Below are 20031 nucleotides of genomic sequence, written 5' to 3'. Positions count from 1 at the left end.
ACTAATTTAGGCTAGGCCACGGTAGCGCCCAAGGTGTTTGGCAGTCTAACAAAGCCGCTGCCAAGCCTCCATCGGCAAATAGCTGCCCTTCCTTGGGAAGCGAGATATATTCGCGCTCCTCGCCGCGAAAGGTAAAACGCAAGGCGGTAGCGTGAAGATACATACGGTCGCTGTCTTGAATTGTCGGCCCGTAGCGGCGGTCGCCAAAAATCGGCACCCCAAGGCTTTTCATTACCACCCGCAACTGATGAGTTTTTCCGGTATACGGCTTTAGCAAATACGCCCGTCGTCCCTCACCAAGGCTGTAACTAAAAAACTGCGTGAGCGACGGATTACTGCGCGTTCTGCTGAGTAAATAGCTGCCACTGCGGCTTTTTTTAATATCACCAACAACTGCGCCCTGCTTTTTACCCGGTTTGCCGTCAGCGACAGCAAGATAGTATTTCTCTACTTCGCGATTAGCAAACAGCGCGCCGAACTCAGCGGCTGCGACAGGGTTCTTCGCCAGCACCAATAAGCCAGAGGTAGCATCGTCTAAACGATGCACTAAATGCAGCGACTCCCCAGGAAAATCTGCGTTCAGGATATCGACCAAGCTTTGCTTGGTGTTATTACGATGAAGGTTAACACCAGGGCGCTTATCAATTACGATGTAATCCGCAGTGTCTTTTACAAGTTCATAGTGCTTAGTTTGATGATCCACAACAGTCATATTAATCAGCGTGGCGCTTACCGTTCTCGTGACCGTCATGAAGCAATGCGCGCATGAGATCAACCTCGTGCATTATTTCGTCATCGACATCGGAAAACTGAATCTGCAATGCCACTTCCTCGAAACTAGCAGCATCATTACTGCGGGCAAAGACATCGAGCAATTGCATCGTTAAGTTCACATCATCGCATTCAGCAATGGCATCTTCTAATATTAATTTAGCGCCCGCAAAATCGCCTAATTCCAGCGCCGCTGCAGCTCGGTGGCTAGCGTCCCCGTCTGCAGCTAAATTTTCCGCCGCATGAAGACTGTCATCACTTGAATCGGTAAGCCAATCATCATCTATCGCCGACAAATCAAAATCGACCAGGTCCGCTTCGTCAGACTCCGGAGCCGGATCGTCATTTAAATTTGCGAATAATTCATCATCTAATTCAATTTCATCAATACTGATCGTTTCTGCTGCGTCAGCAGAATCAAGAAACAGTTCGTCGGTATGCGCTTCTGTAGAATCATTGGGTATCAAATTCAGTGCCGCAAAAACATCTTCACCGATCACCGCGCTCGCGGGCTCTACCTCATCTACCGCCGCTGGTGTTGGCGACGAATCAAAAACATCGGATTCATTATCCTCGTCTCGCAAGGTAGGCTCAACCAGCGGACTAACGCTCGGCTTTACAACACCTGAATGGGAATCCAATGACGAAAACACATCGTTAAACGCCTCTTTGGTATTCGCCCTGGCGGCAACTGCCGCATTTACGTCACTCAAATCCACGTTAAAGGCCGCATCTTTCTCTTCGCGGCGACGCCGCACCCACAGTAATAAGCCAAAGGCAAAGGCCGCAAGCGGTAATAGCCAGCGCCAATTGAGCTGCCAGGCCGACGACGCGCTGCTCGGCAGCGTCGTATCAGCGACTACCGCTACCGATTGCTCTGGCTGTAATTCCGTCGACGCCACCAATAGTTCGTCTGTCATAGCTACGTCGGCATCGGCCACCGTAATATCAGCGTTTGCCAGGCCCTCATCAGCACTGCTCAAAGCCTCGCCACCCAGCTCAGCGTCAAGGCCTGTTGTTCGCAATTGACTGTATTGGTTATTAAGACCTTCCAGCTGGGTCTGCAATGCGGCCAAACGAGCCGTCATTTCCGTAATATTTTCTGACACACGGTCAACTTCGCTACGGACATCAACCAGGCTTTGCTGCAAAAACTGCTTTTCAGTTAGGGCCTCATCATTGCCATCCGCTAAAGACGAATTCGCACCGTCATCCTCTCGACGATTTAAAATGGCCTTATCTTGCCCAAGCTGGTCCCCAGGGTTACCAATCGAACTGGTGGCGACGACCTCAGTTTTTTTGATTTTGGGAAGTGCCGAAGACAGCGCTTGTGGACCTGGATTAAGCGGTTCTGGAATACTTTCAAACAAATCCAAGGTCACACGTTCTTTGAGTAAATTTCGATTACCGCGGATAAACGCTGCGGGGTTATTGGCGTAAAGCCGATCCATCCACAGCGTAACTGAACCACTTTTCACCTTCGCAAGACGAAGGGCTATAGTCCACAAACTATCACCGCGAACCGTGGTGTATAAACTCGACTCTGCGGTAATCGCTTCGGCGACAGGCAGCGGCCGAGCTTGCCGGGATTCACTGCGGCTCGCGATAGCCGGCGTTGAGCTTCGATTGATGTTTTGCAGCGCAGACACGCCCTGCGCCGAACCTGCCGCGGCATTGACCGGCGGATCAAATAACAACGTGTAAGCGCGGCTTAAGCTGCCATTTGGCCAGCGCACGGTGAGCATAAAATGCAAAAAAGGCTCAACTAAGGGGCGATCACTGCGCAAATAGACCGTACCATTGCCACTCAAATCTACTTCGCCGACTGCAGATATCGCGCGCGTGTCGACCGAGCCAACTTCAATGCCACTGCCGTCGTCCTTAACCGGACTCAGGGTGACGAGCAATTGCTCACTACCCAAACCATCAGCCCGAAAAATAGGTATACGCGCAAACAGGGGCTCGCCGAGTTCAGAATCTAAACTGGCTGGGCCAAGCCCCAGTGCCATCGCATTCTGACTAACTAAAACCGCCAAGCACAACGGCAGCATCGCCGGCATTTTGTATTTAGGCATACTCAATTCTCATTAAACGCGTCGCGCCCAGCTTCGGACAAGGATTAGTATAATACCTGATTGCTCTTTATTTTTAGCAGGAAACTCTAACAGCTACCATTAAACGCTTCAAAAACGGCGAAAACAATGCTGAAAACCGATCAACTGGCGTACCTAACCGCACTTTAAATGATTCTAGACTAATACTGGCAAAATGATTCCCTGCGCTACCAACAATAAAAGTTTTCCCCATTTAGGGTGAATAAGCTTGTGGATAACTTTGTAGGAAACCTCCTTGAGCGAGAGTTCATGGGGACTGCCAGCTTACGGATAAAAATTAACCAAACCGCCCTAGCCGTTTATTTAGCTTGACTTCCCTTGCGCCGACCCTCGGTAAAGAGAAACACAATAACAGCAAACATAACCGCTGCAGCACACCAATACGGGTAACTAGGGGAGATTCGGTAGAGACTGCCGCCGACAAGCGGGCCAATCATAAACCCCAAGCCGGCGGTCGACCCCAGTAGCCCCGCCAGACCACCCTGCTCATTACTTTGCACCGCCATAGTTGCACTGGCAGCGAGTGCCGAAGCGGTTAATGCCATGCCAAACCCAAATAGAGACATCGCCAGCAATAACGTTGGCAGCGTCGTTGCGTTCGCGAGTAAGCCATAACCAAGGCATATAAAAGGCAGGCCCCGTCGCAACAAGCGCATAGGCGGTCCCGCATAGCGCTGTACTACAAGAAATTGCGCTATCAGCATCGCAGCTGAAGACACGACCATCGCCATCGAAAAAATCTGCGAGGCACGCACCCCGTCGATATGCAGCAGATCTTGAAAATAGAACCCTAGGGTCTGCTGCACCATTCCGAACAGACCATACATAATAAAACTGAGCAGTATGTACAATTTATAGCGGGGATCAAAAAATGACATCGACACGACTTTCTGATCTTTTCGACGCATTACCGGTAATGGCGGTAAAAATCGCCAAACCATCATTGCCACCACAAATGAAATAACAGCTTGGATATATAGCGGCGCTAAATAACTAATATGAACGAACCACGCCAAAGCGGGGCCAATCATGACGCCAAGCTGATTGAAAGCTTGCATCTTCCCCATGCCCCTAGTCCGCTCACTAATTGAGGTCACGTCCGCCATATAAGCCGCAGACGCGGGATGCGTCGACGACATCAAAACCGCATGAAATACCCGACTTAGCACCAACGACACATAGAGCATAGTTCCCACTAGTACGCCGCTTAAACCTAAAGCAGCGACCCCATTAAATATAAGCGTGCCCACCGCATAGCCGCATAGCCCAAATATAATGAGGGGCTTACGCCCAAGCCGATCACTAAGACGGCCCATATAGGGCGCCGCGATAAAAAAGCTAAATGCGGTTAACGCTGACAATGAGGTAATGGTTAATTCTTTACCTTGTATGGCACCTAAACCGAAAGGAAGCTGAAAAACCAGTTGATCCAGTGCCAATTCGCGGCCGAGCATGGGTAAAATAGCAAACACGACAGTCTGGCCCATACCGACACTCATCATGGCCAAATACAGCGTAATCATCATTTGCCATGTGGGTTTTAGGCCGCTTTGTTGAGAGTGAGTCACTTCCTATGCATTCCTATTTTTTATAATTCGAACGGCGTAGTTTACAAATATCGCCAAGCATTCGCGCCCCTGCTTTAAGTATGGTTATAGTACACTGCTAACGCCCTCTAACTGCAACGGAAGCTCTTAATGCCCACCAGTCAAACCAATACCCCTATTAGTCAGCGCTGGCTTAACCACCTTGAAAGCGCGGGAAATAGACTCCCAAACCCCGTCATGCTATTTCTCTATTTTTGCCTTGCGGTAATACTGGCCTCTGCAATAGCGCAGTTTCTGGGATTAAGCGCAAACCACCCGATTAGCGGCGACACCATTGCCGCTAAATCGCTACTGTCCGGTGACGGCATGCGCTGGATGGTTAGCAATGCCGTCAGCAATTTCATTCACTTTGCCCCCGTCGGATCGGTTATCGTCGCGATATTAGGCATTGCCGTCGCTGAAGAATCTGGATTACTTGCCTGCGTCCTTCATGGCCTGGCAAGTAAAGCTCCCCAACGTTTCCTCAGTAGCTTCGTCGTCTTTGCCGGCGTTATGTCCAGCATTGGTTTTGATTCGGGCTATGTGGTGTTAATACCACTCGCAGCATTGATCTTTCGCGCCGCGGGTCGCTCACCACTGGCGGGTATTGCGGCGGCGTTTGCTGGAGTCTCCGGTGGCTATAGCGCCAATTTATTACTCGGCCCAGTCGACGCCATTTTGTCAGGTATCAGCAGCGAAGCCATTCATTTGGTGGCGCCAGACAGGGACGTGCTCACTAGCGCCAATTATTACTTCACCCTCGCCTCCACCGTGTTTATCACTGTTGCCGGCACCTGGATAAATGAAAAATTCGTCGAGCCGCGACTCGCGAAGCCGAAAGGCAGCGCAGACACGCCCCTTGCAACCGAGGACCCCTGCCAAGGCCAAGCTTTGCGCAGAGTAGGCTTTTTTAGCCTGGTATTTATCGGAATATTGTTTGCCTTAGTGCTCCCTGCCAATGGCTTAATGAGAAACCCTGACCCAGACGGCCTTGCCGCGCTGCCCTTGCTTAACGGCATTGTGGTGTTCATCGCCCTATACGCAATCATCGCGGGTGTAATTTTTGGCTACACCACCGGCAAATTCAGCGCCCAACACGACTGGGTAAAAGCCATGGAAACCGGCCTATCGAGTTTGTCTGGGTATTTGGTGCTCATGTTCTTTGCGGCGCAGTTTGTGAACTATTTCAACTGGACCGGGCTCGGTGCAATCGCTGCGATTAACGGCGCCCATTGGCTCGCAGGACTGGCACTTTCAAAAATAAGCCTGCTACTGAGCTTTATTCTGATTAGCGCCCTAATTAACTTATTGATTGGCAGCGCATCGGCCAAGTGGGCCTTAATGGCCCCCATCTTTGTGCCTATGCTTTTTTTATTAGGTGTCGATCCTGAGTCTGCCCAAATGGCTTATAGAATTGGCGATTCAAGCACCAATATTATCACCCCATTAATGCCCTACTTCGGCGTGGTCGTTGCCTTTGTCCAACGCCACGACAAAACCGCAGGCATGGGTACCCTCATGGCATTAATGCTGCCTTATTCGCTGAGTTTTTTACTGGGATGGTCGCTGTTACTAGGTCTGTGGCTAGCAGCTGGACTGCCGCTAGGCCCAGGCTAAGCGGGCGACATTTCTCGCCCGTTGCTCTTTTACGACTGATCTTGGACCGTTGCCGCCATTTCTTCAATATTGACGTGGCGGACATTCGCGCCCTTAACCAAATAGATCACATGCTCGGCGATGTTACGTGCGTGATCGCCGACCCGCTCTAGAGAGCGCAAGGCCCACATAACCTGTAGAACCGACGAAATAGTACGAGGGTCCTCAATCATATACGTCACCAAGCTGCGCATGGCCGTGCCGTACTCAAGGTCTACTGCCTTATCTTCTTCAGCAACCTCGAGCGCAAGATCAATATCGAGTCGCGCAAACGCGTCCAGTGAACCCCGCACCATACCGGCAACGTGATCACCAATATGGCGAATTTCAAGCACACTGCGGGGTAAGCCACCGAGTTCAGTTAACTTAATAGCACTATCAGCAACCTTACTCGCTTCGTCGCCCATTCGCTCAAGGTCACTTAAAATTTTACTTATCGACAAGACCAAGCGCAGGTCGCTCGCAGCGGGTTGACGCCGAGCCAGTATAATTGTGCAATCTTCGTCAATGGAGACTTCTAAGGCATTTACCAGAGCGTCGCCTTTGCGGACCTCTTCAGCCAAGCCCGTATCCAATTGCATGAAGGCATTGGTTGCATCTGCAACTTGCTTTTCGACCAAGCCCCCCATCTCCAGCATGCGCGTTTTAATATCATCGAGCTCGGTATTAAACTGCTGAGATATATGGTGGGTATATGTATTCTTTTCTTTCATCTTTATGCTCCCAATAATTCATCAGCAAACAGTGACCGACAACGATTCCACGTAAGCTTAACCATAGCGCCCGGTAATATAATCTTCGGTCTGCTTATTCGTCGGATTAGTAAAAAGAACATCGGTATTGTCAAATTCTATTAACTTACCGATATACATAAACGCCGTATAGTCTGACACCCGCGCCGCTTGCTGCATATTGTGTGTGACAATTACGATTGTGTATTTATCTTTTAGTTCGTAAATTAATTCTTCAATTTTCAAGGTCGAAATGGGATCGAGAGCCGACGCCGGCTCGTCCAGAAGTAAAACTTCAGGCTCTACCGCGATGGTGCGAGCAATAACCAAACGCTGCTGCTGACCACCGGACATACCAAGGGCATTATCGTGCAGGCGATCTTTAACCTCATCCCACAGCGCAGCGCCGCGCAGCGAACGCTCTACCACTTCGTCTAAAACCCGCTTTTTATTTATACCTTGTATCCGTAAACCGTAGGCGACATTTTCGTAAATCGATTTAGGAAAGGGATTTGGCTTTTGAAACACCATACCTACCCGGCGGCGCAAGGTCGCCACGTCAACACGCTTATCGTAAATATTCGAACCGTCGAGCGAGATGCCACCGTCAACTCGGCAGGTATCAACCAAGTCATTCATTCTATTAAAACAACGTAATAAGGTCGATTTACCGCAGCCACTAGGGCCGATAAACGCGGTTACCTTTTTCCGAGGAATAACCATATTGACGTCGAACAAGGCCTGCTTTTCACCGTAGTAAAGGTCGAGATTATCTACCGACAGGGTAATATCCTCATCGTGAATAGATTGCTCGCTACGATTGCGACCCAGTGATTCCATATTGATGGCATGTGACTTCACTGCCGCTTTATCTGTCGTCATAAAATTCGCTGCCTTTTCATTTACTTTGTTCACGCGCTTACATTTCCAGTGATTTGTATTTTTCGCGTAAGTGATTACGCATAGCCACTGCGCTCAAATTCAATAATGCAATGATCACCACCAGCAGCAGCGCAGTCGCGTAAACGAGAGGACGCGCAGCCTCAACATTAGGACTTTGGAAACCCACATCGTATATGTGAAAGCCCAAATGCATAAACTTTTGATCCAAATGGAAATACGGGAAATTGCCATCTACCGGTAACGACGGCGCCAATTTCACCACCCCGACCAACATTAGCGGTGCAACTTCGCCGGCCGCTCTCGCCACCGCCAAAATCAAGCCCGTCATCATTGCCGGGCTCGCCATTGGCAATACGACTCGCCACAAGGTTTCGGCTTTGGTCGCGCCAAGCGCGAGACTACCTTCGCGTAAATTGCGAGGAATCCGTGCCAAGCCCTCTTCCGTGGCCACTATGACTACAGGCAAAGTAAGGAGTGCTAGGGTCACCGACGCCCACAGCAAGCCCGGCGTTCCGAAAGTCGGGGCCGGGAGCGCTTCAGCAAATAAAGCCTTATCCATTTCTGCACCTAGAAAATAGATAAAGAAACCCAAGCCAAACACACCGTAAACGATTGACGGCACGCCCGCTAGATTATTCACCGCAATTCTGACTATACGGGTCATTAAGCCTTGTTTGGCATACTCGCGGAGGTAAACCGCTGCGACGACGCCAAAGGGCGTCACTAACACCGACATAATTAGCACCATGATGACTGTGCCAAAAATCGCCGGGAAGATACCGCCTTCGGTATTGGCCTCACGGGGCTCGTCAGTCAGAAACTCAGCAAATTTCTGAAAATAAAACACGATTTTTTGGCCGAGGTGCATAGCGTTGGGCCGATACGCCTTCACTACGGTGGCCATACGCTGCTCGCGAAGCGCGCCACTGCTCGTCTCTATGGTGAAGCTATCGCGATTCCACTGGGTATACAAATCGGCCAATTGCCCTTGTAGCGCTTTATATTCAATATCCAGTTCTGCACGAGAAAGCGCAATATCCGTTTCAATTACTTGCCGACGAGAGGGGTCAAGATCGGGATCGAGTGCCAAGCCCCGCTCCTTTAAACGCAGTTTTTCAAACTGATAGTTGATGCTACCAATTTCCTTCTTTTCAATTTTGGAAATTTTCTCATGAATGTCGCTGGCGCGCGCAATTCGCTCTTCGAAAGCTGCCCACGCTAAATCGGCACTTTCACTCGCGCTGGCCACCACCTCACCCTGCTCTTTGACGTCGCGCAAGAATCCGTAAAAATTACCCCATTCTCTGCGCTCCACGACAACCGCATCGACAGGGTATTTTGGGTTCTCAAGATGACGAGTGATCACCCACTGAAAATCCGCGCCGCCTACGTCACGGTTGCCCACCTTAACCAGTTCGCGCTTAACAAATGCTTCGTCGGCATGAATCTTAAACCCAGCGCTCAACAGCTGTTCAATTGGCACACTCTCTACTTCAACCCGCTCAGCCAATATGGGTACAGAGGACTCACCGGGCAAGCTGTATTGCGCCTGCACCACGGACGCCGGCCAAAAATGGCCAAAGCCTCTCACTGCCAATAGTAGAAGTAAGCCAATAACGGCGAGCGTACTCACGGTAACCGCGGCCGCATTCATCCAAATCATGGGTTCGCCGCGCTTACACCACTCGACGAGGCCCTGTTTGTTATCATCATGCAAAGACATTAGTAAATTTCCTGTATTCAGCCCACTGCGACAGTAATGTTAGAGATTTCCGTAACGCATGCGCAGGCGCTGACGCACTGTTTCTGCAATCGTGTTCACAAAGAAAGTAAACATGAACAATACAAATGCTGCCAAAAACAAAACACGATAATGAGAGCTAGCCACCTCGGTCTCGCCAATTTCAACAGCGATATTGGCGGCGAGAGTTCGCATACCCTCAAAAATATTGGCATCCATAATAGGGGTATTACCCGTGGCCATCAGAACAATCATGGTTTCACCGACCGCTCGACCCATACCGATCATGAGCGCCGAAAAAATACCGGGGCTGGCGGTTGGCATAACAACGCCGACCAAACTCTGCCACGGGGTAGCGCCAAGCGCCAAGGAGCCATAACTAAGGTGCTTAGGCACCGAAAAAATCGCATCTTCGGCAATCGAGAATATAGTGGGTATTACGGCAAAGCCCATGGCGATACCAACGACCAGGGCATTGCGCTGATCAAATGACACGCCCAAATCACTCGTTAGCCAGGCGCGCATATCACCGCCAAAGAATGCGCGCTCCATCGGTGCGCCCAAGGCAACACAGGCGGTAACAATACCGAGCACGACGGGGACTAACAGCACAGGATGCCAGCCATCGGGAACATGACGACGCAAACTTATCGGGACTTTCGACCAAGTCCAGGCAAACAGCAGTATTCCAAATGGCAAAACCAAAAACATTGAAAACACGGCGGGCATATTCTTTTCAATAAAGGGCGCCAACCACAAACCAGCAAGGAAACCGAGGATAACCGTCGGTAGCGCCTCCATTAGTTCAATTAGCGGCTTTACCTTTCTGCGCAGCGCGGGCGCCATAAAATAGGCGGTGTAAATCGCGCCACATATCGCTAAAGGCGCAGCGATAAGCATGGCGTAAAAAGCGGCTTTAAGTGTGCCAAAAGCAAGTGGCGCAAAGCTGTATTTCGGTTCGAAATCATTGGTGGAAGCCGAAGACTGCCAAACATAATCCGGCTCGGGATAGCTCTCGTACCACACCTTGCTCCACAGCGCCGACCAAGACAGTTCTGGGTGTTCATTGTGGAGTTTATAGCTGTATCGAGTTCCGCCCTCATTTTCAATCAAGAGCATATCGGCCCGTGGCGATATTGCGATTGCAGCAATACGCCCGACATCTAAATCGGCATTGAGCAAACGGCGGTGGGAAGTGGTGTAAAACAGGTCTAAATGCCCTTGTTTGCTTACGCTGACAAAGCCCTTCCTGCGATGTTCCGTCGCCAAGGTAGCACCGCTACCCTCGGGCACGGCAAATTTGCGAACCGCTTGTAGGCGGTAGCCCGACTCGCGCTCGCTATCGCGCACGACAAACCACTGCCCCACCTCACCCTGATCGCTGGCGGTGAGCAGGGATATCCCACCGAGCAAGAAACGGGCTTCATTTAGCTTACCGCTGTCAAAAAGATAGCCGCGATCCGCGACCTTCACGCGACGCAAATCGATTAATCGGTAACCGCCATCATTACTCATTACATAGAGCCATCGCTGATCTGGGCCCAGAAGTACACGGTCAGCGCTCATGTCCAAAACTGGCAGATCAACCGACTCTTCGACTAAGGTCACCTCCTCACTAAGGAAGTCTTCTTCTTTGACCCAGCGGCGCCCAATAAGCTTGCCCTGACTTACGGCAACCAATAACAACTCGTCATCGCTGTCACTAATCGCCAAATGGTCTATCGGTTCGCTTTCACTGAGCAATAAACTCTGTTCACCGTAAGGAAAACGCAACACGGGGGTAATTAAGCGTTTATCGTTTGGGAAGCTGGTGCGGTAATCATGCTTGGCAATGATCACCCGGCCATTACTCAAGCCAAGCGCAAAAATTCGGCTCACTTCCGAGTCTAAGGCAAAGCTCCGGATCTCTGCGCCGTCCAGCGGAATAGCCTCGCTGAGTAGCAACTTACCATCGTTTGTTTGGAAAAAGTCAGCTCTACCTGAACGATCTAAACTGAAACCCACTTCAGCTTGCTCTTCCATCGCCAAATACAGGCTGGGCGCATCGCTGTTCGCAGCAAACTCTTGGCCGTCGTCCAGCGAGGCCGACTGGAATAAGGGCATAATTTCATAGAGGAGGTAGAAAAAAATCAGGAGTATTGCAAATAGTACGCTTATACCACCCGCCGTGATCGTAGCGGTTGCCATACCATCTTTGACTTTACGCCACTGACGATAGGCGGAAGCGGTAGCTCGAACCTCAGACTGACTCATGTATTTCGCTCTCTAAAAACCTGCGCACACAATATGACAAATTTATTACATTAATATGACAAAAGGTCTTCAACAAAAAAAATGCCGCAAATCCATTCTGCGGCATTGTATTGTCATGACCAACTACAACTCGAGTTACAGCTCTAGCTTAGCTTTAATTTTAGTAACAACACTGGCTGGCAAGGGTATATAGCCATCTTTTACAACAACTTCCTGACCCTGTTTAGACAATACCAGCTTGATGAACTCGCGCTCTAAAGGCGCTAATGGCTTGTTCGGGGCCTTATTTACGTAAACATAGAGGAAGCGTGACAAGGGGTAACTACCATTGGTCGCGTTTTCAGCGTTGGCTTCAACAAAACGGCTCTTGTCATCTTTAGCTAGGGGTAAAGCACGAACGCTAGAGGTCTTATAACCGATTCCAGAATAGCCAATACCATTAATTGATGTCGAAACCGACTGCACAACAGATGCTGATCCCGGCTGCTCGTTCACACCATTTTTAAAATCGCCTTTACACAGTGCTTCTTCTTTAAAGTATCCGTAGGTACCTGACACTGAGTTACGGCCAAACATTTGGATATCACGAGCCGTCCAGCCGCCGGTCATACCTAAACCACCCCAGGTGTTCACATTAGCGCTATGGCCACACTTGTGAGTACTGGAGAATACCGCATCGACCTGCGCCATGGTCATGCCTTGAAGCGGGTTATCCTTGTGAACAAAGACCGCTAGTGCATCTATTGCAACCGGAATCGCAGTAGGTTTATAACCAAATTTCGTTTCAAAGGACTCTAATTCCTTGTCCTTCATCTTACGGCTCATAGGGCCAATATTAGAGGTGCCTTCGGTCAACGCTGGCGGCGCAGTAGATGAACCTGCGGCCTGAATCTGGATATTAATATTGGGGTAGTTACGTTTGAAGTCTTCGCCCCATAAGGTCATTAAATTAGCTAGGGTATCTGAACCGGCGCTAGACAAATTACCTGACACACCAGAGACTATGGTGTAATCGGACAAAGCGCTATCCACTCGGGTTTCAGCAATTGTGCCGACAGCAGACGCCGCCACAAACGCACTCGCTACTAAATATTTCATCTTCACTTCGACACTCCTAAACCAATGTAAGCTACTTCAGTGAGGCTACTTTATAGTCGAATTATGACAACTTTGTGACAAGTACTGTAATAATTACTTTCAAGCTACTCCTTTCCAGATACCTGAACCGCCGCTGATTTCGGAAAAACACAGGTAAAGACGCTACCTTGATTGGGCGCGCTGCGAATTCGCAATTCTGCCCGGTGCCGAATCAGCACGTGCTTAACGATCGCCAAACCTAGGCCAGTGCCCCCAGTATCAAGGGATCGACTCTGATCAACCCGGTAAAACCGCTCAGTTAAGCGTGGAATATACTGGGGCTCGATGCCAATCCCCGTGTCTTCCACCTCAAAATAGGCGTGATAGTCATCCTGATACCAACGCAAGATAATTCGGTCATTTTCAGCAGTATAGCGGGCCGCATTGACCGCCAAATTAGAAAAAGCACTGCGCAATTCATTGGCATTACCATTAATTGCAATTTTATCGTCACAATCAATTTCAATGCGGCGTTTGCCTTTCGCCGCCGTACCACTCTCCTCGCGAATCATTTCCATTAGGGGCCGCAGCTGAATAACACTCTCGTCGGCCAACTTTGGTACCGACTCCAAGCGCGATAACATCATCAAGTCATGAATCAATAAATTCATGCGTCGAGATTGCTGCAGCATTTGATCTACCGCTCTGTCCCAGCGGGGATTTGCGCCGCCATGCTCAGAAAACGTCTCCAGATAACCATTAATAACCGTGAGTGGCGTGCGCAACTCATGGGAGACATTGGCAACAAAATCCTTGCGCATCTGCTCTAGACGGTGGGTTCGGGTAACATCGCGGGCAAACAAAAGGCGATTGCGCTTACCAAAGAAGCTCACGCTAATACTCAAATTAATGAGGCCATTGACCGGCGATACCATTTCCAGAGGGGCTTGATAGCGCTCAGCCTCGAAATAGCGGAGAAACGCCGGACTACGCAGCAAATTGACCAGCTGACGGCCCTTATCATCCTCTTCTCTTAAACCCAACAAGTCGTGGGCAGAGGCATTACACCACTCAATATTTCCGTAGGGGTCAAGCATCACTACTGCGTCAGACATCGAGGCAAACGAAGCGTGCAAATAATCAATCATTGCCTGCAAGCGATCATTGTCTTGCGACGATTCCCGCTGCATATCGTAAATTACATCAAAAACTTGACCCCACATCCCTGCAGCCTCTGGTGGATCTGACTTCGCACCGTTATACAGCCAGTCAGACAAGCGCTGTAAATGCCGCAACAGCCATGCACATGCCAACAACGCCGCCGCCAACAGCGGCAATAGCCCAAGATCGAATAACGCGCAGCCAGCCGCAACCACAAGGAGTGGTATGGCAACGCGCAATAACTCTGCCTTCCAACTGTAATACCGCATTATTTCGCGCTATGCGCAGACACCTGTTGTCGAAAACCGGTAGCCGGTTCCACGAACTGTTTGAATTAAAAGGCCGCAGTCTCTTAGCTCAGTTTGCAATGCTTTGCGAAGACGGCGAATGTGGACATCGACGGTACGCTCTTCAACGTACACATTGGTGCCCCATACCTGATCAAGAAGCTGGCCGCGACTATAAGCCCGCTCCTGATGGGTCATAAAGAATTTTAGTAATTTAAATTCGGTGGGTCCCATATCTAAGGGGGTTGCATCAACAAATACACGGTGGCTACTGGGATCTAATTTCAGCCCCGCCACTTCGATACTTTCCTCCTCGTCGCGATTTGTCGAACGGCGCATAATCGCTTTTATACGCGCCATCAGCTCCCGCGACGAAAAAGGCTTGGTAATATAGTCATCGGCACCGACATCAAGACCTTGCACCCGATTGTCTTCATCGTCCTTGGCAGTCAACATAATCACCAACAAATCGCGGGTCAGCTCATCCCGGCGCAAACGCCGCAACAATTCCAAACCGCTAGTTCCCGGCATCATCCAGTCCAGCAGCACAAGATCAGGGCGCTGATCGACGATTATGCCGTGGGCATCTTGGGCATTGCTTGCCTCCAGACATTCATAACCCGCCAATTCAAGACCCACCCGTATCATTTCACGGATTGCGGTTTCATCGTCGACAATCAATATGGTGGCTGACGTCATTCCATTAACCTTTTTTGTAAAAATCGTAAGCTGCATTAAAACCATTTTAAGTGACAATTTTATGACAGTTTAAATTTCACTTGGTTAATCAAACACTACGGTTTTGTTCCCGTGCACCAAAACACGATCTTCCAAGTGGTTGCGCAGCGCTCTCGCCAACACCGATTTTTCGACGTCCTTGCCAAGCCTAACGAGGTCATCTTTGCTATGACGATGCGACACCCGAATCACGTCTTGCTCGATAATCGGGCCTTCATCTAGTCGCTCGGTAACGTAGTGGCAAGTAGCACCGATCAACTTGACGCCACGATCAAAGGCTTTTTGATAGGGGTTTGCGCCGATGAATGACGGTAGAAAGCTATGGTGTATATTAATCATTCGACCAGCGTAAGCTTGGCAAAACTCGGGCTGAATAATTTGCATATAGCGCGCCAACACCACGCAATCTGCCTCATAGCGCTGGGCCAGCGCCATAATCTCGGCATGCGCGGGCGCTTTATTCTCGGGATCTATGGCGACAAACTCAAAGGGAATACCGTGCCACTCAACCATGCTACGCAGGTTTTCATGATTAGAAATAACACAGGGTATATCGCAGTCTAATTCGCCGCTGTGCCAACGGTGCAATATATCAGCAAGGCAGTGAGAGGCGTGACTAGCCAGTATTACAACCTTGCGCTTAACGGCAGAATCGACCAGCGCCCAGTGCATGCCGTATTCAGCCGCTAATGGCGCAAACGCCTCGCGGCAGGCCTGAGCGCTGACTTTTAGAGATTCTGCACGAATCTCATTACGCATAAAAAACCAATTACTTTCTGCATCAGCATGATAATTTGCCTCGGTAAGCCAACCGCCGTGCTCCGCGACAAATTGACTAACCCGCGCAACAATGCCCACGCGGTCGGGACAGCTAATCACTAAACGATAAGTATGATCCATGTAAAACACTCAATCCTAAATTAGGCTTTATTCAAAATGCCACGCAATGCCTGAGGCAAATCAGCCGGTAAAACAACCGTTTTTGCATTATTTGACGAAGACAGACGCAATAAGGCGTCGGTGTATTTTTCGCCCAATAAATACAACACTGGCAACTCCTCATTACCCACCGCGTCAGAAATCAAGGTAATGGCAGCGCCACTGGCCTTCGCCAATACAACCTGTGCTTGGGCATCACGGCGCGACGCCTCCAGGCGGCCATCTGCTTCCAGAATAGCCGCTTGCTTCTCTCCCTCGGCCTTGGTCACTGCGGCGCGACGTTGACGCTCTGCCGCCGCCTGCTCTTCCATGGCAGCCTGCATCGTCGGTGATGGATTTATATCCTGAATTTCGACGGTTTTCAGGGTTATCCCCCAGTCTGCAATATCCTCTGAAATCGCCGCTTTCAATTTCGCTTTGATCTGATCTCGAGATGACAGCGCAGAATCCAGCGCCATCTCGCCGACAATAGAACGCAAGGCAGTCTGTACCAAGTTTTGAATGGCAAAGGTATAGTTTTCAACCCCATACACTGCTTTTTCTGGGGCAACAATATTAATATAAGCAACGGCATTGGCGATAATCACCGCATTATCTTCGGTAATGACTTCCTGCGAGGGAATATCGAGCACGATATCCTTGGTCGTTAATTTATAAGCCACGTCATCGATATAGGGAATAATGAAGTTCAATCCCGGATTCAAGGTTACGTGGTATTTACCCAGCCGCTGCACAATATGTTTATAGCCTTGAGGTACCGTGCGCACCCCCTTCATTAACGTAACAATAACCAAAATTGCCAATGCTATTACTACTGCCAAGCCATCCATCGCAATACTCCTTGTTCTCTGATTCAGTTGGTCTTGTATGTTATGCCGCGCCGCGCTGAGACCGGACAATAAGCGTGTTCCCCGATATGTCCTCCACAACTAACCTGTCGCCAACGGCAACGTGTTCCCGGCAAATAAACTGCCACTCATCGCTGCCCAGCACCGGTATGGAAAAACGTATGGTGCCTTGCTCTATTTCCGGGCCAAGCCGAATAACCATGCCCTCCTGCCCTATCACCTGCTCTCGGGACATACCCGATAGGGTCTTATTCTTCATTTTGGGATGAATAAATTTAAACCACACCACTAAATCGAGCACCGACAAGCTCAGCCAAAATAACATTTGCACGACCAAGCTCATGTCGACCACCAACAATATCAAGCCGACCGCAATGGCGCTGGCGCCAAACCAAATCATGACAAAAACAGGAATAAATAACTCAGTCGCAACCAACAAAAGACCCAAAACCATCCAGTGCCAGTAGGCAATATTTGCGTCTAACCATTCCATTTTTAACCTCATTCCGTAGCGAGTCGCGTTTGAGACACTCATTTATCCCTTATTTACCTAAAAATTCAAGCACTTAGTAAAGCTATTTATATTTAGCTGCGACAGCTTAACATCCAGCAAGTGTCGCCGTTTTCACGTATAATGCTCGTTTATTCGGATTCCTGCGTTACCTCTATGTCTTCAGCAATACAAACTCCAAAACTCATCTTTAGTCACCGCCCCTACTGGGCCGAGTGTTTCGGTACCGCATCCTATTTGCCCACCTCTCGCGAGGAAATGGATGCCCTAGGCTGGGATAGCTGCGACATCATCATTGTGACCGGTGACGCCTATGTCGACCACCCCAGTTTTGGCATGGCGGTTATCGGCCGAGTACTGGAAGCCCAAGGCTTCCGCGTGGGCATCATTGCCCAGCCCGACTGGCAATCCGCCGAACCCTTTAAAGCCCTAGGGCAACCCAATCTGTTTTTTGGGGTGGCGTCCGGCAACATGGACTCCATGATTAACCGCTACACCGCCGACCGGCGCCTTCGCCATGATGACGCCTACACGCCGGGCAACGAAGGTGGTAAGCGTCCAGACCGCGCGGTAATTGTTTATTCCCAGCGCTGTCGCGAAGCCTATAAAGACGCCCCAATCGTTATTGGCTCGATTGAGGCCAGTTTGCGCCGAATCGCCCACTACGACTATTGGAGCGACAAGGTAAGACGTTCGGTACTACTCGACTCCAGAGCCGATTTACTGCTCTATGGCAACGCCGAACGTGCAATTATTGATGTGGCACACCGCCTTGGCCGTGGCGACAGCATTGACAGTATTCGCGATCTGCGCGGCACTGCTTTTGTTACCCGCGATGTACCCAATGGTTGGACTGTCATTGACTCCTCCAGTGTTGACCAACTCGGCAAGGTCGATCCGATCACCAGCCCTTACGTTGATACCAGCGCCACCGAGAGCTGTAAAAAGAACGAAGAAAATCCCGACGCAGTTGAAGCGGTGCAGACGGTTAGAATTATCGATCCCCTGCAAGCCCGTAAAGCAGGTACTGACGCTGCCAAAACCGTCATCCGCCTGCCTGATTACGAGGTCGTTAAAAACGACCCCGTAAATTATGCGCACGCCGCCCGGGTTTTGCATTTGGAAACCAACCCAGGCAATGCCAGAGCTTTGATCCAACGTCACGGCGACCAGGAAGTGTGGTTGAACCCACCACCAATTCCATTGAGCACCGAAGAACTCGACTGGGTCTTTGAACGGCCGTTTCAGCGCAAGCCTCATCCAATTTATGGCGAAGCCAAGATCCCTGCATATGAGATGATCCGCTTCTCAGTAAACATCATGCGCGGCTGCTTTGGCGGATGTAGTTTCTGCTCAATCACCGAGCACGAGGGGCGGATCATTCAAAGCCGCTCTCACGAATCTATTGTCAAAGAAGTAGAAAAAATCAGGGATATGACCCCAGAATTCACTGGCGTCATTTCTGATTTAGGCGGCCCCACCGCCAATATGTGGCGCCTAAATTGCAAAAGCACTGAAATCGAAAGCCGCTGTCGCCGCCTGTCTTGCGTTTACCCCAGTATCTGTAAAAGCCTGAATACGGATCAAACGCCACTGATTGATTTATACCGCGACGTGCGGGAGCTGAAAGGCGTCAAAAAAGTCTTAATCGCCTCGGGTCTGCGCTATGACCTCGCGATTGAAACCCCAGAATATGTCAAAGAATTAGTGACCCACCACGTTGGTGGTTATTTAAAAATTGCTCCGGAACATTCCGAAGAGGGTCCGCTGTCGAAAATGATGAAGCCGGACATGAGCAGCTATAACAAATTCAAAGCCATGTTTGATAAATATTCCAAACAGGCAGGTAAAGAGCAGTATTTAATTCCCTACTTTATCGCCGCCCACCCCGGCACCAGTGATAAAGACATGATGAATTTAGCCATGTGGTTAAAGGGTAATAGCTTTCGCGCCGACCAGGTGCAAGCCTTCTACCCCTCGCCAATGGCGAATGCCACTGCGATGTATTACTCCGGCAAAAACCCACTTAAGAAAGTATCGCGAACGAGTGAAGATGTGGTGAGCGCCAAGGGCCTGAAACAGCGTCGTTTACACAAAGCATTATTGCGCTACCACGACCCTGAAGGCTGGCCTTCGATACGTGAAGCACTGCTATCAATGGGCCGTAAAGACCTGATTGGCTACGGTAAAAAACATTTAGTACCGCCGCGCCAGCCAGTAAACTGGACACCCAAGCAAGGCAAGGGTCGCCGAATATTGACGCAACACACGGGCCTGCCACCACGGAAAACGAAATAAAATTTCATTTTCCGTGGGCTAAAGCTCTTCCAAAGCGACTTTTTTCTATGTATATAATAATCATGCTGGCTACGGATGCAGCTTGGTTTTATGTATAAGCACCACGAAGTCGTTTTAAGTACCTCGTTCTGTTTCATAAGTCCCTGACTATCTCAGCTCAAGCACCATAAAAGGCATTTCTTAACACAACGAGGCACATGTTATGTCCAGAAGCACCGGAAAAGTAAAATGGTTTAATGAAACAAAAGGCTTTGGCTTTATTGAGCAAGATTCCGGCCCAGATGTTTTTGTTCACTTTAGCGCTATCGGTGGCACCGGCTTTAAAACACTAGCGGAAGGTCAAGCCGTTGAGTTTGATGTACAGACTGGCCAGAAAGGACCACAAGCCGCTAACGTCATTGCGCTTTAAGGCAATCT

Annotated in this window: 16 protein-coding genes; 3 read left to right on the top strand and 13 right to left on the bottom strand. The window is 49.8% G+C overall.

Features of this window, described 5'->3' with window-relative positions; translation table 11 throughout:
* Window position 1 precedes the first annotated feature (1 nt).
* From HNQ57_RS13335 to HNQ57_RS13325, 3 genes are all read right to left on the bottom strand, one after another.
* Complete coding sequence (locus HNQ57_RS13335) at window positions 2-751, bottom strand: TIGR01621 family pseudouridine synthase (RefSeq protein WP_221301720.1); 750 nt, start codon at window positions 749-751, stop codon at window positions 2-4.
* The gene (locus HNQ57_RS13330; protein WP_184463779.1) at window positions 714-2846 is read right to left on the bottom strand and encodes a type IV pilus assembly protein FimV; all 2133 of its coding nucleotides are present in this window, start codon (window positions 2844-2846) and stop codon (window positions 714-716) included. The genes HNQ57_RS13335 and HNQ57_RS13330 overlap by 38 nt, the downstream gene beginning before the upstream one ends.
* A gap of 338 nt (window positions 2847-3184) precedes the next feature.
* Window positions 3185-4453, bottom strand: a complete 1269-nt coding sequence (locus HNQ57_RS13325) for an MFS transporter (protein WP_184463777.1) — start codon at window positions 4451-4453, stop codon at window positions 3185-3187.
* Between the two features lie 129 nt (window positions 4454-4582).
* Between HNQ57_RS13325 and HNQ57_RS13320 the strand changes: the two genes are divergently transcribed.
* Complete coding sequence (locus tag HNQ57_RS13320; RefSeq protein ID WP_184463775.1) at window positions 4583-6088, top strand: AbgT family transporter; 1506 nt, start codon at window positions 4583-4585, stop codon at window positions 6086-6088.
* 29 nt (window positions 6089-6117) lie between these two features.
* On the opposite strand, the gene phoU is transcribed toward HNQ57_RS13320, so the two are convergent.
* From phoU to HNQ57_RS13270, 10 genes are all read right to left on the bottom strand, one after another.
* On the bottom strand, window positions 6118-6840 hold the full coding sequence (gene phoU, locus HNQ57_RS13315) for a phosphate signaling complex protein PhoU (RefSeq protein ID WP_184463773.1): 723 nt from the start codon (window positions 6838-6840) through the stop codon (window positions 6118-6120).
* 57 nt (window positions 6841-6897) lie between these two features.
* On the bottom strand, window positions 6898-7698 hold the full coding sequence (pstB, locus tag HNQ57_RS13310; RefSeq protein ID WP_197465760.1) for a phosphate ABC transporter ATP-binding protein PstB: 801 nt from the start codon (window positions 7696-7698) through the stop codon (window positions 6898-6900).
* Between the two features lie 79 nt (window positions 7699-7777).
* A complete protein-coding gene (gene pstA, locus HNQ57_RS13305) occupies window positions 7778-9484 on the bottom strand; it encodes a phosphate ABC transporter permease PstA (protein WP_184463772.1) in 1707 nt (568 codons plus the stop codon).
* Window positions 9485-9523: 39 nt separating this feature from the next.
* Window positions 9524-11755, bottom strand: coding sequence for an ABC transporter permease subunit (locus HNQ57_RS13300; protein ID WP_184463770.1), 2232 nt, complete (start codon window positions 11753-11755; stop codon window positions 9524-9526).
* Between the two features lie 135 nt (window positions 11756-11890).
* On the bottom strand, window positions 11891-12853 hold the full coding sequence (locus HNQ57_RS13295) for a PstS family phosphate ABC transporter substrate-binding protein (protein WP_221301719.1): 963 nt from the start codon (window positions 12851-12853) through the stop codon (window positions 11891-11893).
* 104 nt (window positions 12854-12957) lie between these two features.
* Window positions 12958-14262 carry a phosphate regulon sensor histidine kinase PhoR gene (gene phoR, locus HNQ57_RS13290; protein WP_184463766.1) on the bottom strand — a complete coding sequence of 435 codons (1305 nt, stop codon included), beginning with the start codon at window positions 14260-14262 and terminating at the stop codon, window positions 12958-12960.
* Window positions 14263-14271: 9 nt separating this feature from the next.
* A complete protein-coding gene (gene phoB / locus HNQ57_RS13285; RefSeq protein WP_184463764.1) occupies window positions 14272-14979 on the bottom strand; it encodes a phosphate regulon transcriptional regulator PhoB in 708 nt (235 codons plus the stop codon).
* 84 nt (window positions 14980-15063) lie between these two features.
* Window positions 15064-15918 carry a formyltetrahydrofolate deformylase gene (gene purU, locus HNQ57_RS13280; protein WP_184463762.1) on the bottom strand — a complete coding sequence of 285 codons (855 nt, stop codon included), beginning with the start codon at window positions 15916-15918 and terminating at the stop codon, window positions 15064-15066.
* Window positions 15919-15938: 20 nt separating this feature from the next.
* Window positions 15939-16787 carry an SPFH domain-containing protein gene (locus HNQ57_RS13275; RefSeq protein WP_184463760.1) on the bottom strand — a complete coding sequence of 283 codons (849 nt, stop codon included), beginning with the start codon at window positions 16785-16787 and terminating at the stop codon, window positions 15939-15941.
* A gap of 40 nt (window positions 16788-16827) precedes the next feature.
* Window positions 16828-17298, bottom strand: coding sequence for an NfeD family protein (locus tag HNQ57_RS13270; RefSeq protein WP_184463758.1), 471 nt, complete (start codon window positions 17296-17298; stop codon window positions 16828-16830).
* Window positions 17299-17472: 174 nt separating this feature from the next.
* On the opposite strand from HNQ57_RS13270, the gene HNQ57_RS13265 reads away from it, so the two are divergent.
* Both HNQ57_RS13265 and HNQ57_RS13260 read left to right on the top strand, forming a co-directional pair.
* Complete coding sequence (locus HNQ57_RS13265; protein WP_184463756.1) at window positions 17473-19614, top strand: YgiQ family radical SAM protein; 2142 nt, start codon at window positions 17473-17475, stop codon at window positions 19612-19614.
* A gap of 202 nt (window positions 19615-19816) precedes the next feature.
* On the top strand, window positions 19817-20023 hold the full coding sequence (locus HNQ57_RS13260; RefSeq protein WP_008249850.1) for a cold-shock protein: 207 nt from the start codon (window positions 19817-19819) through the stop codon (window positions 20021-20023).
* The last annotated feature ends 8 nt before the right edge of the window (window positions 20024-20031 follow it).

The organism is Zhongshania antarctica, from assembly GCF_014202945.1.
Lineage (GTDB): Bacteria > Pseudomonadota > Gammaproteobacteria > Pseudomonadales > Spongiibacteraceae > Spongiibacter > Spongiibacter antarcticus.
Note: the sequence above shows the minus strand (reverse complement) of the source record. Positions and strands in the feature narration are given on the sequence as shown.

Excerpts from the sequence above, each read along its gene's own strand:
- HNQ57_RS13260 (WP_008249850.1), top strand. The coding sequence starts at position 19,817 with ATGTCCAGAAGCACCGGAAAAGTAAAATGGTTTAATGAAACAAAAGGC.
- HNQ57_RS13320 (WP_184463775.1), top strand. The coding sequence starts at position 4,583 with ATGCCCACCAGTCAAACCAATACCCCTATTAGTCAGCGCTGGCTTAAC.
- pstB (WP_197465760.1), bottom strand. The coding sequence starts at position 7,698 with ATGGAATCACTGGGTCGCAATCGTAGCGAGCAATCTATTCACGATGAG.
- HNQ57_RS13270 (WP_184463758.1), bottom strand. The coding sequence starts at position 17,298 with ATGGAATGGTTAGACGCAAATATTGCCTACTGGCACTGGATGGTTTTG.
- HNQ57_RS13265 (WP_184463756.1), top strand. The coding sequence starts at position 17,473 with ATGTCTTCAGCAATACAAACTCCAAAACTCATCTTTAGTCACCGCCCC.
- purU (WP_184463762.1), bottom strand. The coding sequence starts at position 15,918 with ATGGATCATACTTATCGTTTAGTGATTAGCTGTCCCGACCGCGTGGGC.
- HNQ57_RS13335 (WP_221301720.1), bottom strand. The coding sequence starts at position 751 with ATGACGGTCACGAGAACGGTAAGCGCCACGCTGATTAATATGACTGTT.
- HNQ57_RS13300 (WP_184463770.1), bottom strand. The coding sequence starts at position 11,755 with ATGAGTCAGTCTGAGGTTCGAGCTACCGCTTCCGCCTATCGTCAGTGG.
- phoB (WP_184463764.1), bottom strand. The coding sequence starts at position 14,979 with ATGACGTCAGCCACCATATTGATTGTCGACGATGAAACCGCAATCCGT.
- phoR (WP_184463766.1), bottom strand. The coding sequence starts at position 14,262 with ATGCGGTATTACAGTTGGAAGGCAGAGTTATTGCGCGTTGCCATACCA.
- HNQ57_RS13330 (WP_184463779.1), bottom strand. The coding sequence starts at position 2,846 with ATGCCTAAATACAAAATGCCGGCGATGCTGCCGTTGTGCTTGGCGGTT.
- pstA (WP_184463772.1), bottom strand. The coding sequence starts at position 9,484 with ATGTCTTTGCATGATGATAACAAACAGGGCCTCGTCGAGTGGTGTAAG.
- HNQ57_RS13295 (WP_221301719.1), bottom strand. The coding sequence starts at position 12,853 with ATGAAATATTTAGTAGCGAGTGCGTTTGTGGCGGCGTCTGCTGTCGGC.
- HNQ57_RS13275 (WP_184463760.1), bottom strand. The coding sequence starts at position 16,787 with ATGGATGGCTTGGCAGTAGTAATAGCATTGGCAATTTTGGTTATTGTT.
- phoU (WP_184463773.1), bottom strand. The coding sequence starts at position 6,840 with ATGAAAGAAAAGAATACATATACCCACCATATATCTCAGCAGTTTAAT.